Raw genomic sequence first — 14,226 nt, forward strand, 5'->3', positions numbered from 1 at the left:
CTCGTATGATCGCGATCCCTCGCCCATTGCGTCTGACCTTCTACTCCCTGCTGATTATCGCCGGTGCCGTTTTGGCCGCCGCTCTTGCCATGCGCCAGGCCGAACGCCAGTCCCTGGTGGACGATGCCGGCCGTGCCAATCAGCAACTGGCGCTGTACGCCAACTCCCTGCACACCCTGATTGAACGTTACCGCGCCCTGCCCGCCGTACTGGCCCTGGATTCGGAAATGATCCGCGCCTTGCAAGGCCCGCTGGATCCGGCGACCCAGGACGTGCTCAACCACAAACTGGAACGCATCAACGGTGCCGCGCAGTCGTCGACCCTGGAGCTGATGGACCGCACCGGCCTGGCCGTGGCGGCCAGCAACTGGCGGTTGCCCAGTAGCTATGTCGGCCACAACTATGCGTTTCGCCCGTATTTCAGCCAGACCCGCAGCCAGGGCACCGGGCGCTTTTATGCGGTGGGGGTGACCACCGGGATTCCGGGGTATTTCCTGTCCAGCGCAGTGCTGGATGAGCAGGAGCAGTTTCTCGGCGCCATGGTGGTGAAACTGGAGTTCCCGGAACTGGAGCGCGAATGGGCCCAGGGCGACGACCTGCTATTGGTCAGCGATGCCCGGGGCATTGTGTTTATCGCCAATAAACCCGGATGGCGTTACCGCAACCTGCGCCCGCTGTCGGCCAACGATCTGGCCGAGCTCAAAGCCACGCGCCAATACGATAAAAAACAACTGCAGCCCCTGGACACCCAGACTTTGCAGCGCTTTGACGAAAACAGTCACTTGATGCGCGTCGCCGGGCCCGAAGGCAATGCCAACTACATCTGGGAATCCCTGCCTCTCAAAGCCGAAGGCTGGACCCTGCACCTGCTGCGCAAACCCCAGGTCGCCTTTGAAGACCAACGTAACGCCGGCCTCGCCGCCGCTGGCCTGTGGTTGACCCTGGTGTTCCTGGTGCTGTTCCTCAGCCAGCGCTGGCGCCTCGCTCGCTTGCGCCAGCGCAGCCGCGCAGAGCTTGAGAGCCTGGTGGAAGAACGCACCCGTGCCTTGCGCACCGCCCAGGATGGCCTGGTGCAATCGGCCAAGCTGGCGGCGCTGGGACAGATGTCCGCGGCCCTGGCCCATGAAATCAACCAGCCACTGACTGCCCAGCGCATGCAACTGGCCACCTTGCGCCTGCTGCTCGACCACGGGCGTATCGACGACGCCTACCAGGCCCTGACGCCGTTGGACGACATGCTCACCCGCATGGCCGCCCTCACCGGCCACCTCAAGACCTTCGCCCGCAAAAGCCCCAGTGGCCTGCGCGAACGCCTGGACCTGGCGACCGTGGTCGACCAGTCCCTGCAGTTGCTCGACGCACGCCTGCGGGACGAAGCCATCGGCACCGTGCTCGACCTGACCCGCCCGGCCTGGGTGCGCGGCGATGCCATTCGCCTGGAACAAGTACTGATCAACCTGCTGCGCAATGCCCTGGACGCCATGGCCAACAAGCCACGCAAGCGCCTGGAAATCCGCCTGCATGCCGATCAACAACTGTGGCACCTGAGCGTCAGCGACAGCGGCGGTGGGATTGCCGAGGAACACCTGAACAATGTGTTCGACCCGTTTTTCACCACCAAGCCAGTGGGGGACGGGCTCGGACTTGGGCTGGCGGTGTCGTACGCTATCGTGCATGAACTGGGGGGGCGCCTGATTGCTGCCAACCAGGGAGACGGCGCCGTCTTCACCCTGATCCTGCCCATCGCGCTGGAGGCGCCAGACCTATGCTGAACGCGGTGATCGTGGTCGATGACGAGGCCAGCATCCGCACGGCCGTGGAACAGTGGCTGAGCCTCTCCGGGTTCGAGGTGCAGTTGTTCAGCCGTGCCGAGGACTGCCTGGCCAAGCTGCCCAGGGATTTCCCCGGGGTGATTCTCAGCGACGTGCGCATGCCGGGCCTCAGCGGCCTGGAGCTGCTGGCCGAGGTGCAACGGCGCGATACCGATTTGCCAGTGATCCTGCTGACCGGCCATGGCGACGTGCCGATGGCCGTCGAAGCCATGCGCGACGGCGCCTACGACTTCCTCGAGAAACCCTTCAGCCCCGACGCCCTGCTCGCCAGCCTGCGCCGGGCCCTGGACAAACGCGGACTGATCCTGGAAAACCGCCGCCTGCACCAACAGGCCGATCATCGCGCCCAGTTGGAGTCGACCCTGTTGGGGGTGTCGCGCAGCCTGCAGAACCTGCGGCGCCAGGTGCTGGACTTGGCCGGTTTGCCGGTCAATGTGCTGATCCGCGGCGAGACCGGCAGCGGCAAGGAACTCGTCGCCCGTTGCCTGCATGACTTCGGGCCCCGGGCAAAGAAGCCATTTGTCGCGCTCAACTGTGCGGCGATTCCCGAGCAACTGTTTGAAGCCGAACTGTTCGGCCATGAAAGCGGCGCCTTCACCGGCGCCCAGGGCAAGCGCATCGGCAAGCTGGAGTACGCCAACGGCGGCACGTTGTTTCTCGACGAAATCGAAAGCATGCCCCTGGCCCAGCAGGTGAAGCTGCTGCGGGTGTTGCAGGAACAGAAACTGGAGCGTCTGGGTTCCAACCAGAGCATCAAGGTCGACTTGCGCATCATTGCGGCCACCAAGCCCGACCTGTTGGACGAAGCCCGCGCCGGGCGTTTTCGTGAAGACCTGGCCTACCGCCTGACGGTGGCACAACTGCGCCTGCCACCGTTACGCGAACGCCGCGAAGATATCCCACTGCTGTTCGACCACTTTACCCAGATAGCCGCCGAACGCCTGGGCCGCGAGACCGTGCCCCTCAACGGGCCGCAACTGGGGCAGTTGCTGAGCCATGACTGGCCGGGCAACGTGCGCGAACTGGCCAACGTCGCCGAACGCCAGGTGCTGGGCCTGGGCGAGCCGGAGCCGGAAGGTATCGAGGTCGGGCAATCCCTGGCGGCGCAGCAGGAGGCATTCGAGGCCCATTGCCTGAAAGCCGCGCTGACTCGGCATAAGGGCGATATCAAGGCGGTTCTGGCCGAACTGCAACTGCCACGGCGGACCTTCAATGAAAAGATGCAGCGCCATGGGCTGACCCGGGAAATGTTTTTGTCGATGGATTGAGGGCCCCCTGAGGGCCTCATCGCAGGCAAGCCAGCTCCCACACTTGAATGTATTCGCAAATCAGAATGTGGGAGCTGGCTTGCCTGCGATGAGGACAGCCGCCATAAGCGGATTTCCGCTCATCAACAAAAAATGATCAGCGACTTTCCGCTCAAAATAATCCCCCAACCCTTCTAGATCGGGCCCTCACCTGCTTGGCACAGCTCCTGCTATAGGTCCAACCAGGCTGCGCTGACGCGCGCTCCACAAAAACAATGACATGAAGGATCCTTCAATGGATAACTCCAATACCCTGCCTCTGGGGTCGGCGGCTGCGCCGGCGCAAGCACGCACCACCTCCAGCCGCATCAAGTCGATCTTCAGCGGATCGGTCGGCAATATGGTCGAGTGGTACGACTGGTACGTCTACGCTGCTTTCTCGCTGTACTTCGCCAAGGCCTTCTTCCCTAAAGGCGACACTACCGCCCAACTGCTCAACACCGCCGCGATCTTCGCCGTGGGCTTTTTGATGCGCCCGATTGGCGGCTGGCTGATGGGCCTCTACGCCGACCGCGCAGGCCGTAAAGCCGCATTGATGGCGTCGGTGCTGCTGATGTGCTTCGGCTCGCTGATCATCGCCCTGAGCCCCGGTTATGAAACCATTGGTGTCGGCGCGCCGATCCTGCTGGTGTTCGCCCGCTTGCTGCAAGGCCTGTCGGTCGGTGGCGAATACGGCACCTCGGCCACCTACCTGAGTGAAATGGCGACCAAGGAACGTCGCGGTTTCTTCTCCAGCTTCCAGTACGTGACCCTGATCTCCGGCCAGCTCATCGCGCTGGCGGTGCTGATCGTGCTGCAACAGATCCTCACCACCGAAGAGCTGTATGCCTGGGGCTGGCGTATCCCGTTTGCCATCGGCGCACTGTGCGCAGTCGTAGCCCTGTACCTGCGACGCGGCATGGAAGAAACCGAGTCGTTCACCAAGAAGGAAAAAGCCAAGGAAAGCGCAATGCGCACCTTGATGCGCCACCCCAAGGAACTGATGACCGTGGTCGGCCTGACCATGGGCGGCACCCTGGCCTTCTACACCTACACCACCTACATGCAGAAGTATCTGGTGAACACTGTCGGCATGAGCATTTCCGACTCCACCACCATTTCTGCGGCCACACTGTTCCTGTTCATGTGCCTGCAACCGATTGTCGGCGGCCTGTCGGACAAGGTCGGTCGCCGGCCGATCCTGATCGCCTTCGGCATCCTCGGCACCCTGTTCACCGTGCCGATCCTCACCACTCTGCACACCGTCCAGACCTGGTGGGGCGCGTTCTTCCTGATCATGGCGGCGCTGATCATCGTCAGCGGCTACACCTCGATCAACGCCGTGGTGAAGGCCGAGCTGTTCCCTACCGAAATCCGTGCACTGGGTGTCGGCCTGCCTTACGCACTGACCGTGTCGATCTTCGGCGGTACCGCTGAATACATCGCCCTGTGGTTCAAGAGCATCGGCATGGAAACCGGCTACTACTGGTACGTCACCGCGTGTATTGCCGTGTCGCTGCTGGTCTACATCACCATGAAAGACACCCGCAAACATTCGCGGATCACCACGGACTAAGGGTTCTCCAGGTGTAGAAAAGGGCCATGTCATCCAATGACATGGCCCTTTTTTCATCCCGTCAGGGCAGCTCTGCCAGCAGCTGACGGTTGTCCCCGCGCTGGACCTACCAAGCACCGGCGATCATCACCAGCAACCAGACGAGCAGGATCATCGACCGGGCGTGCAGACTGGCCGCAGGGCGGTAAAAAACAGGTGGTTGCCGGATGAAAACTCCATGCGGCACCGCCAATCCGGTGGAAATCCTGCCCTTGGGCCTGCACTATTGCGCTTTTCCCCGCCGCAGGAACCCCCGTCCATGCCTGACGATATCCATTTCTACGAACCCGCCAACGGCCACGGCCTGCCCCATGACCCGTTCAACGCCATCGTCGGCCCACGCCCGATTGGCTGGATTTCGTCCCAGGACCGCGAAGGCCGCCTGAACCTGGCGCCCTACAGTTTTTTCAATGCCTTCAACTACATCCCGCCGATCATTGGTTTTTCCAGCGTCGGGCGTAAAGACAGCCTGAATAACATCGAACAGACCGGCGAATTTGTCTGGAACCTGGCCACGCGCCCGCTGGCCGAGCAGATGAACCAGAGCTGCGCCGCCGTGTCACCAGAGGTCAACGAGTTTGAATTGGCCGGGCTGACGCCAGTGGCCTCCAAAGTGATCGCTGTGCCGCGGGTCGGCGAAAGCCCGGTGTCGTTCGAGTGCAAGGTCACGCAGATCATTCAGCTACAGCGGGCCGACAAGGAACTGGTGCCCAGCTGGCTGGTGCTTGGCGAAGTGGTCGCGGTGCATATCGCCAAATGGTTGCTCAAGGATGGGGTGTACGACACTGCGGCGGCCGAGCCGATTCTGCGGGGCGGCGGCCCGGCGGATTATTTCCAGATGGGGCCGGAAGCGCTGTTCAAGATGTACCGCCCAGGGGCTACCAAACCCTGATTGGATCGAATGCAATTAAAAATGTGGGAGCGGGCTTGCTCGCGAAAGCGGTGGATCAGTTCCAAATTGGCTGGCTGACACGACGCTTTCGCGAGCAAGCCCGCTCCCACACAAACCCCGCGCCCACCGTTGGGTCGGTGGTGTTCTTTAGTTTGTTGCGGTTGCCCAGGCCAGTTGGCCCTCTTCATCGATATCGCTCAAGCGCTCCAGTTGCTGGGCCGCCGCATCGTCGGCGTCGTCGGCAGTCTTGAACAGTTGGCCATCGAGGATCTTGTGAAAGCGCGGTGCGCTCATGCCGTCCAGTGCCTTGACGGCAATGGCGGCGCTATAGCCGCCCTGGTCTTCGCGCACTAGGGCGGAAACAGCTTCGTGGTGGGCAAATTCTTTACGTGCCATGTTGCAGGTCCTGGCCAATGGAAAGTCGGCCATTCTAAACCCTAACCGGCCAGTTGCAGGTACTCGCCATAAGCCTTGTCGGCGCAGGCGTCAGTGAAGGTCTGGAAGTCCATGCTGCGCACGACCCTGTCGTTCAACAACTCGGTAAACAGCACCAGCGCCGGCGAGCTGAAGTAGGCACTCATGGCCTGTTCGCTGCTCCAGAAACCTGAAACCAGCCAGACATCGGGGTCAACCTGGGAATGCTGCAACGAGAATTGCAGGCAACCCTGAGCCTGACGGCCCGGTTCGATCAAACTGCTCAAGCGTGCACCCAGTTCGGTGCTGCACCCGCTGCGGGCGCGGATAAAGGCCAGATGGCTCGCGGGAATGGGGGTGGACATGTTCGACTCTCCCGTTGAGAAGTGATGCTCGGCAAGCACTGTGAGGGCGTGTTGCCACACAATCAAAGATACGGGCGCAGGCCCCTGCGCGGTTAGTCGATTCCTGCCGGCTTATTGCACAATCCTGCCAGAAGCGTAGACACCCGGTTCGGCCCCAGGCTTTATTGCAGGGACAAGCGCCTTGTTTCAGGCAGATGACAGGCCGGGGGGCTTGCCTGATTCCAGACGCGCCGCAGGATCAGGCAAGGATTGTGCAGAATCGACATAACACTGCTTGCAGCGCCACCGCTAAGCTGTGCCCATCAAAGAAGCATGCAGAGGACGCTCCATGTCGTCGCCCGAACAGCAGTCCATTCCCCTCGATGCCGAGATGGAAAAACAGCGCGCCGAACTGGCCAGCATTGTGCACCGGCACACTTGGGAGGACGGTTCCTACGGCACCGCGATCACTTCGCTCTACCTGAACCGCCACAATACGCCGCGCGACTTCATGCCGGTGCTGGTTGAACCTGCCCTGTGCATCCTCGCCAACGGCAGCAAGGAAGTGCGCCTGGCCGACGAAATCTTTGCCTACGACCCCCTCAACTACCTGGTGTTCTCGGTCGCGATGCCGGTGGCCGGGCGAGTCATCGACGCCACGGTCGAAGACCCCAACCTATCGGTGCGCATCAATATCGACCCGGCGCAACTGACCGCCCTGATTGCCGAAGCCGGCCCGATGGGGGTGCCCACGCGCCCGACCGCGCGCGGTATGTATGTCGACCGGATCGACACCCAGTTGCTCGACGCCGTATTGCGCCTGGCACGCCTGCTGGATACGCCCAAAGATATCGCGATGTTGGCGCCGTTGATCAATCGCGAAATCCTCTACCGCTTGCTGCGTGGGCCACAGGGCTATCGCCTGTACGAAATTGCCGTGGCCAATAGCCAGAGCCATCGGGTCAGCCGCGCAATCACCTGGCTGAACGGCAACTACGAACAACCGCTACGCATTGATGACCTGGCCAAGGAAGTGAATCTCAGCGTGTCGACCCTGCACCACCGCTTCAAGGCCATCACGGCCATGAGTCCGTTGCAGTACCAGAAGCAACTGCGCTTGCAGGAAGCGCGGCGCCTGATGATCGCCGAAGGCCTGGAAGCCTCGGCGGCGGGGTATCGGGTGGGGTATGAGAGCCCGTCGCAGTTCAGCCGGGAATACAGCCGATTGTTTGGGGCGCCGCCGCTTAGAGATTTAGCCAGGTTGCGCCAGAGCCTCTGACCTACTGCGGACCGCTGTGGGAGCTGGCTTGCCTGCGATGGCGGTGGGTCAGATGTACCGCTGTCGCAGGCAAGCCCGCCCCCACATAGGCTCGGCAGCGCTGCTTAGTCCGGGGTGCGGGGCAGTTGCAAGGTCACCCGCAGGCCACCTTCGCGCAAATTCTGCAAACTCACTTCGCCGCCATGGCTATGGGCGATATTGCGTGCAATCCCCAGCCCCAGGCCATAGCCCTGCTGCTGCCCGGCCAGGCGAAAGTGCGGTTCGAAGACCTGCTCCAGACGCTGCTCCGGTACACCGGGCCCCTCGTCATCCACATGCAGGATGAACTGCGCACCATCGTCCTCGATACGCAGATGGGCGTTCTGCCCGTACTTCAAGGCGTTGTCGATCAGGTTGCCAATGCAGCGCTTGAGCGCCAGCGGCTTGCCCGGATAGGCCGTCAACGCCCGGCCGTGCTGGGTCACCCGGCCATTGCCGTTGGGCGCCAGATACGGCTCCACCAGGCAGTCGAGCACATGGTTGAGGTCCACCGGCTCGATGTTCTCGTGGATGTCCGTGTCCTTGACGCACTGCAACGCGCCCTTGACCAGCAGTTCCAGCTCATCCAGGTCACGGCCGAACTTGGCTTGCAGCTTTTCGTCTTCCAGCAGTTCCACCCGCAGCCGCAGGCGTGTGATTGGTGTGCGCAAGTCGTGGGAAATTGCGCTGAACAACTGGCTGCGTTCGGTCAGGTAGCGGCTGATCCGCTCGCGCATGGCATTGAACGCGCGGCCTACCTCCACCACTTCGCTGCCGCCGCCTTCGGCCACCGGCTCCACGTCGGCGCCCAGGGACAGGTCCCGCGCCGCCCGCGCCAGGCGCTTGAGCGGCCGGCTTTGCCAGTGCACCAGCAAGCCGATAAACAGCAACAGAAAGCCGCTGGTCAGCACGATAAACCACACTTGCTGGGACGGCAGACCCTGTTCTTCGAGGCTGGTGTAGGGCTCGGGCAGCAACGAGGCGATATACAGCCATTCGCCGGCGCCCAATTCGATCTGCGTCACCAGCACCGGCGGGTTGACCGGCTCCAGGGTCAGCGCGTAATGCGCCCAGGAACGTGGCAGCTCATCGAGTTTCAGGCCGGCATTGAAGATACGCAGGTCTTTGGCACTGACAAATTCCACCGAAAAATGTACATCACTGCCCAGGGTCTGGCGCAGCACTTCGTCCACCGCGCCGAGCACCGCCTGTTTGCGCGGGGTTTGCGGCAAGATCTGCATATCCAGCGGTTTGTCGTTGAGCGTCACCACAAAGCGCGTGCCGCCCATGCTGCGCAACTGGTCGAGCACCAGCGGGCGATAAGCCACCGGCAGGGAACGGAAATAACTGACGCTGGCGGTCATCGAATGGGCCAGGCTGCGGGCGCTGGTGACCAGGCCCTCAAGCTGGGTGGCGCGCAGCTGCGAGACCCAGATCACGCTGGATAAAGCCTGGGCGAACAGCACCGCCAACAGGGTCAGCAGCAGCATGCGCCCCAACAAGGAACGCGGGACCGGAATGCGCCGGCGCTCAGTGGGCATTGCTGGCAACCACACTGGCCGCCAGTTGGTAACCGCTGCCGCGCACGGTGCGGATCAGCCGTGGCGGTTTCTCGGTGTCGCGCAGGCGTTGTCGCAGGCGGCTGACGGCCATATCGACAATGCGGTCCAGGGGCATCAGGTCACGGCCACGGGTGGCATTGCCAATGGTGTCGCGATCAAGGATTTGCTGCGGGTGATCGAGGAACAGTTTGAGCAGGGCAAAGTCGGCGCCGGAGAGGATGACTTCCTCGCCATCAACGTGAAACAAGCGATGGCTGATCATGTCCAGCCGCCACTCATCAAACACCAGCACATCGCCACCGCTGCGCTCCTGGCCAAACTGGCAGCGGCGCAACAGGGCCTTGATGCGTGCCTGCAGCTCACGGGGGCTGAAAGGTTTACCGATGTAATCGTCGGCACCCAGCTCCAGACCAATGACCCGGTCGGCCTCGTCGGAACTGGCGGTGAGCATGATGATCGGCACCTGGGCCTGACGCGGGTGCTGACGTACCCAGCGGCAGAGGCTGAAGCCGTCTTCGTCGGGCAGCATGACGTCGAGGATCACCAGGTCGCACGGGGCTTCGTCCATGGCTTGGCGAAACCCTGCGCCATTGGGCACGCCCCGCACCTGGAAGCCGGCGCGACTGAGGTAGGTTTGCAGCAACTCGCGGATTTCCTCGTCGTCATCGACGAGAAGAATGGATTTACTGATTACGCTCACGGGGGCCTCCTTGTTGTTATGGGGTGCTCTCTAGGGCCTCTTCGCGGGCAAGCCCACTCCCACATTTTGATTTGTGAACACAATCAAATGTGGGAGTGGGCTTGCCCGCGAAGAGGCCATCACTGCCTACGCAAATGCCTGCTCCAACGCCACACCCGCCCCGGTCAACCCGGAATACGGCGCCGTCACCAACCACACCGGGATCCCTTTGAAGTAGTCGCTCATGCAACCTTTGTCCGCAAAGCTCTTGGCAAAGCCACTGTTGATAAAGAACTCGGCAAACCGCGGGATCACCCCGCCCACGATATACACCCCACCCCGGGCGCCGGTGGTCAGCACGTTATTGCCGGCCACGCGGCCCAGCCAGATGCTGAACTGGTCGAGGACCTCCATCGCCACCGGATCGCCAGCCAACCCTGCCGCAGTAATCGCCTCCGGGGTTTCCAATACCGCCGGATGGCCGTCCACCGCGCAGATCGCCCGGTACAGGCGTGGCAGACCGCTACCGCTCAGGGCGGTCTCGGCGCTGACATGCCCGATCTCGTTGTAGATGTGTTGCCACAACTGGGTTTCCCGTGGGCTGCTCAGGGGCAGGTCGACATGCCCGCCCTCACCCGGCAACGCGGCCCAGCGGCCGGCGCCCAGGTCCAGCAAGGTGCCCACGCCCAGCCCTGTGCCTGGGCCGATCACCACGGCCGGGCGCCACGGCTCCGGGGTGCCGGCGCAGACCACGCGGTACTCATCGGGTTGCAGGCGGGTCATGCCCAGGGCCATGGCCGAGAAGTCATTGACCAGCAGCAGCTCGTCCACTTGCAGGGCCTTGCAGAACGCGGTCTTGCTCAGGCGCCAATGGTTGTTGGTGAACTTGAACTCATCACCACTTACCGGCCCGGCCACCGACAGGCACACCGCGCCGATGGAACCCGGCGCCAGGCCTTCCTCGGCGAGGTAGACCTTGATCGCCTCTTCAGGGCTGGCGTGATCCGCCGTGGCCAGCACCCGGATCGAATGCAGTGCCTGGTCCCGCCATAACGCAAACCGGGCGTTGGTACCGCCGATGTCACCAACCAGCGCAAGTTTCACTTAAGTGTCTCCAGGGCAGAGGTAAAGGCGCTGGCGCCCTGCTCTGCGGAGCTTGCGGCCAGGCGCATAAATGCAAACAGCTCGCGACCGGCCCCCACGTTATTGCCCAACAGGCCCGTGGCAGGCGCGCGCGCTGCAAATTCTTCGGCGTCCACCTTAAGCTCGAGGGTGCCTTTGACGCCATCGACGCGAATGATATCGCCATCCTTGACCCGCGCCAGCGCCCCACCGCACTGGGCTTCGGGGCTGACGTGAATCGCGGCGGGAATCTTACCCGAGGCGCCGGACATGCGCCCGTCTGTCACCAATGCGACTTTGAAACCCCGGTCCTGCAACACACCAAGGAACGGCGTCATCTTGTGCAATTCCGGCATGCCATTGGAGCGCGGCCCCTGGAAGCGCATCACCGCGACAAAATCCTTCTCCAACTGGCCGGCCTTGAACGCGTCCGCCAGGTCCTGCTGGTCCTGGAACACCACGGCCGGCGCTTCGACGATTTGATGCTCGAGGGCCACGGCCGAGACTTTCATCACCCCACGGCCGAGGTTGCCTTCCATCACTCGCAAGCCACCCTCCGGGGAGAAGGCACGGGCCACCGGGCGCAGGATGCTTTCGTCGAGGCTTTCGATCGGGCCTTCACGCCAGACCAGTTCGCCATCCACCAGGAATGGCTCCTGGGTGTAGCGGCTCAGGCCATGGCCGGCCACGGTGTTGACGTCTTCGTGGAGCAGGCCGGCTTCCAGCAACTCGCGGATCAGGAACGACATGCCGCCCGCCGCCTGGAAGTGGTTGATATCAGCTTTACCGTTCGGGTAGACGTGGGACAGGGTCGGCACCACTTCCGAGAGGTCGGCCATGTCCTGCCAGGTGAGGATGATGCCCGCGGCCATGGCGATGGCCGGCATATGCAGGGTGTGGTTGGTCGAGCCGCCGGTGGCGTTGAGAGCGACGATGGAGTTGACCAGGGATTTTTCGTCGACGATCTCGCCGATCGGTGTGAAGTTGCCATTGGCCTTGGTCAGGCGCGTGACCTGGTGCGCAGCCTCGCGGGTCAGTGCATCGCGCAGCGGTGTGTACGGGTTGACGAACGAAGCGCCGGGTAAGTGCAGGCCCATCACTTCCATCAGCAACTGGTTGGTGTTGGCGGTGCCGTAGAAGGTGCAGGTGCCGGGGCTGTGGTAGGACTTCATCTCCGATTCCAGCAGCTCTTCGCGGCTGGCCTTGCCTTCGGCATAGCGCTGGCGCACATCGGCCTTCTGTTTGTTGGAGATCCCCGAGGGCATCGGCCCGCCGGGCACGAAGATCATCGGCAGATGGCCATAACGCAGGGCCCCCATCATCAGGCCCGGGACGATCTTGTCGCAGATCCCCAGCATCAGCGCGGCGTCGAACATGTTGTGGGACAGCGCTACCGCCGTGGACATGGCAATCACTTCGCGGCTGAGCAGGCTCAGCTCCATGCCCGGCTCGCCCTGGGTCACACCGTCGCACATGGCCGGGGTGCCGCCGGCGAACTGGCCGACCGAGCCGACTTCGCGCAGGGCTTTTTTGATCTGTTCCGGGAAATGTTCGTACGGCTGGTGCGCCGAGAGCATGTCGTTATATGACGAAACAATTGCCACGTTGGCGGCATTCATCATCCGCAGGCTGTTTTTATCTTCAGTGCCGCACCCGGCCACGCCGTGGGCAAAGTTGGCGCATTGCAGCTTGCCGCGCATCGGCCCGTCGCTGGCCGCGCCGCGAATCAGCGCAAGGTACGCCTCACGGGTTGCCCGGCTGCGGGCGATAAGGCGTTCGGTGACCTCAAGTACGCGGGGATGCATGTGTAGAACTCCAGGCTAACGGATGTGGCGACCTGAGTGTCTATGCTGATCAAACGCCCACCGCTCATGGGATGGCAGGGAGTCGTTTGGATCATCGGACCAGTTGATTCAGGTCACTCGTTGTAGATTGAACAAAATATTGCCACTAAAAAGGCTTGTTTTCTATTTTTATGCGAATAATCTTGTAATTCTTACAACAAATCGACGACAGGCGCTTTCAAATGACTCTTCGGATTGCAATCAATGGTTTTGGCCGTATTGGCCGCAACGTCCTGCGTGCACTTTATACCCAAGGTTACCGCCAGGATTTGCAGATCGTCGCCATCAATGATCTGGGCGACAGTTCGATCAATGCCCACCTGCTCAAATACGACACCGTCCATGGCACTTTCGATGCAGAGGTTGCTCACGATCAGGAAAGCCTGACCGTCAATGGCGACCGGATCGCCGTGAGTGCCATTCGCAACCCCGCCGATCTGCCGTGGGCTGCGCACAAGATCGACGTGGTGTTCGAATGCACCGGTCTGTTCACCGACCGTGACAAGGCTGCTGCCCATATTAGCGCCGGCGCGCGCAAGGTCATCATCTCGGCCCCGGCCAAGGGCGCGGATGCCACCGTGGTCTACGGGGTCAACCATGACATCTTGCGTCAATCCCACCAGATCATCTCCAACGCCTCCTGCACCACCAACTGCCTGGCGCCGGTGGCCCAGGTGCTGCACCGCGAATTGGGTATCGAAAGCGGCCTGATGACCACCATCCACGCTTACACCAACGACCAGAACCTGACCGACGTCTACCACACCGACCCGTACCGCGCCCGCTCGGCCACGCAGAACATGATCCCGAGCAAGACCGGTGCAGCCGAAGCGGTGGGCCTGGTCCTGCCGGAACTGGCGGGCAAGCTGACGGGCATGGCGGTGCGCGTGCCGGTGATCAACGTGTCGCTGGTGGACCTGACCGTGCAACTGAAAAAAGAAGCCACGGCCGATGAGGTCAACGCGCTGCTCAAAGAAGCCAGCCAACACTCGAAAATCCTCGGCTACAACACCCTGCCGCTGGTTTCCAGTGACTTCAACCATAACCCGCTGTCGTCGATCTTCGACGCCAACCACACCAAGTCCAGCGGCAAGCTGCTCAAGGTACTGGCGTGGTACGACAACGAATGGGGCTTCTCCAACCGTATGCTGGATAACTGCCTGGCGCTGTGTAACGCCGAGTAACCCCCCCCTGTGGGAGCGGGCTTGCTCGCGAATGCGGTGGGTCAGTAATAAATGTATTGACTGACCCACCGCATTCGCGAGCAAGCCCGCACACATTTGTCTTGCGTGGGTTCAGAGAAATAGCCACTTGCCATTTGCGTTGATGATAAGCATTA

At 62.1% G+C, this 14,226-nt stretch carries 12 protein-coding genes; 6 read left to right on the forward strand and 6 right to left on the reverse strand.

The window, feature by feature from the left end:
* The first annotated feature begins 5 nt into the window (after positions 1–5).
* The 4 genes from K1X80_RS22380 to K1X80_RS22395 all read left to right on the forward strand — a co-directional run bounded on the left by K1X80_RS22380 (position 6) and on the right by K1X80_RS22395 (position 5,625).
* A complete protein-coding gene (locus tag K1X80_RS22380) occupies positions 6–1,772 on the forward strand; it encodes an ATP-binding protein (RefSeq protein ID WP_057958664.1) in 1,767 nt (588 codons plus the stop codon).
* Positions 1,766–3,100, forward strand: a complete 1,335-nt coding sequence (locus K1X80_RS22385) for a sigma-54 dependent transcriptional regulator (RefSeq protein ID WP_220172512.1) — start codon at positions 1,766–1,768, stop codon at positions 3,098–3,100. The genes K1X80_RS22380 and K1X80_RS22385 overlap by 7 nt, the downstream gene beginning before the upstream one ends.
* 274 nt (positions 3,101–3,374) lie before the next feature.
* A complete protein-coding gene (locus K1X80_RS22390; RefSeq protein WP_057958662.1) occupies positions 3,375–4,694 on the forward strand; it encodes an MFS transporter in 1,320 nt (439 codons plus the stop codon).
* A gap of 298 nt (positions 4,695–4,992) precedes the next feature.
* A complete protein-coding gene (locus K1X80_RS22395) occupies positions 4,993–5,625 on the forward strand; it encodes a flavin reductase family protein (RefSeq protein ID WP_220172513.1) in 633 nt (210 codons plus the stop codon).
* Positions 5,626–5,772: 147 nt separating this feature from the next.
* Here the strand turns inward: K1X80_RS22395 and K1X80_RS22400 are convergent, their stop codons facing one another.
* Complete coding sequence (locus tag K1X80_RS22400) at positions 5,773–6,054, reverse strand: hypothetical protein (RefSeq protein WP_057439394.1); 282 nt, start codon at positions 6,052–6,054, stop codon at positions 5,773–5,775.
* 8 nt (positions 6,055–6,062) lie between these two features.
* Positions 6,063–6,404, reverse strand: coding sequence for an antibiotic biosynthesis monooxygenase family protein (locus K1X80_RS22405; protein WP_057958661.1), 342 nt, complete (start codon positions 6,402–6,404; stop codon positions 6,063–6,065).
* 328 nt (positions 6,405–6,732) lie between these two features.
* On the opposite strand from K1X80_RS22405, the gene K1X80_RS22410 reads away from it, so the two are divergent.
* Positions 6,733–7,662 carry an AraC family transcriptional regulator gene (locus K1X80_RS22410; protein ID WP_057439392.1) on the forward strand — a complete coding sequence of 310 codons (930 nt, stop codon included), beginning with the start codon at positions 6,733–6,735 and terminating at the stop codon, positions 7,660–7,662.
* Between the two features lie 104 nt (positions 7,663–7,766).
* Here K1X80_RS22410 and K1X80_RS22415 read toward each other — a convergent pair whose 3' ends face one another.
* From K1X80_RS22415 to edd, 4 genes are all read right to left on the reverse strand, one after another.
* Positions 7,767–9,221 (reverse strand): ATP-binding protein, encoded by a 1,455-nt coding sequence (locus tag K1X80_RS22415; RefSeq protein WP_057958660.1) that lies wholly within the window; start codon positions 9,219–9,221, stop codon positions 7,767–7,769.
* Entirely contained in the window at positions 9,211–9,942 is a 732-nt protein-coding gene (locus K1X80_RS22420) for a response regulator (protein ID WP_057439391.1), read from the reverse strand. The genes K1X80_RS22415 and K1X80_RS22420 overlap by 11 nt, the downstream gene beginning before the upstream one ends.
* Before the next feature lie 126 nt (positions 9,943–10,068).
* Complete coding sequence (locus K1X80_RS22425) at positions 10,069–11,025, reverse strand: glucokinase (RefSeq protein WP_057439390.1); 957 nt, start codon at positions 11,023–11,025, stop codon at positions 10,069–10,071.
* Positions 11,022–12,848: a phosphogluconate dehydratase gene (edd, locus tag K1X80_RS22430; protein WP_057439389.1), complete on the reverse strand. Its 1,827-nt coding sequence runs from the start codon at positions 12,846–12,848 to the stop codon at positions 11,022–11,024. The genes K1X80_RS22425 and edd overlap by 4 nt, the downstream gene beginning before the upstream one ends.
* A gap of 221 nt (positions 12,849–13,069) precedes the next feature.
* Here edd and gap point away from each other — a divergent pair, with 221 nt between their 5' ends.
* Positions 13,070–14,071, forward strand: a complete 1,002-nt coding sequence (gap, locus tag K1X80_RS22435) for a type I glyceraldehyde-3-phosphate dehydrogenase (RefSeq protein ID WP_029295415.1) — start codon at positions 13,070–13,072, stop codon at positions 14,069–14,071.
* The last annotated feature ends 155 nt before the right edge of the window (positions 14,072–14,226 follow it).

Origin of the sequence: Pseudomonas sp. So3.2b, assembly GCF_019464415.1 — a bacterium.
Taxonomy (GTDB): domain Bacteria; phylum Pseudomonadota; class Gammaproteobacteria; order Pseudomonadales; family Pseudomonadaceae; genus Aquipseudomonas; species Aquipseudomonas shahriarae.

Excerpts from the sequence above, each read along its gene's own strand:
- K1X80_RS22385 (WP_220172512.1), top strand. The coding sequence starts at position 1,766 with ATGCTGAACGCGGTGATCGTGGTCGATGACGAGGCCAGCATCCGCACG.
- edd (WP_057439389.1), bottom strand. The coding sequence starts at position 12,848 with ATGCATCCCCGCGTACTTGAGGTCACCGAACGCCTTATCGCCCGCAGC.
- K1X80_RS22380 (WP_057958664.1), top strand. The coding sequence starts at position 6 with ATGATCGCGATCCCTCGCCCATTGCGTCTGACCTTCTACTCCCTGCTG.
- K1X80_RS22395 (WP_220172513.1), top strand. The coding sequence starts at position 4,993 with ATGCCTGACGATATCCATTTCTACGAACCCGCCAACGGCCACGGCCTG.
- gap (WP_029295415.1), top strand. The coding sequence starts at position 13,070 with ATGACTCTTCGGATTGCAATCAATGGTTTTGGCCGTATTGGCCGCAAC.
- K1X80_RS22415 (WP_057958660.1), bottom strand. The coding sequence starts at position 9,221 with ATGCCCACTGAGCGCCGGCGCATTCCGGTCCCGCGTTCCTTGTTGGGG.
- K1X80_RS22390 (WP_057958662.1), top strand. The coding sequence starts at position 3,375 with ATGGATAACTCCAATACCCTGCCTCTGGGGTCGGCGGCTGCGCCGGCG.
- K1X80_RS22400 (WP_057439394.1), bottom strand. The coding sequence starts at position 6,054 with ATGGCCGACTTTCCATTGGCCAGGACCTGCAACATGGCACGTAAAGAA.
- K1X80_RS22405 (WP_057958661.1), bottom strand. The coding sequence starts at position 6,404 with ATGTCCACCCCCATTCCCGCGAGCCATCTGGCCTTTATCCGCGCCCGC.
- K1X80_RS22410 (WP_057439392.1), top strand. The coding sequence starts at position 6,733 with ATGTCGTCGCCCGAACAGCAGTCCATTCCCCTCGATGCCGAGATGGAA.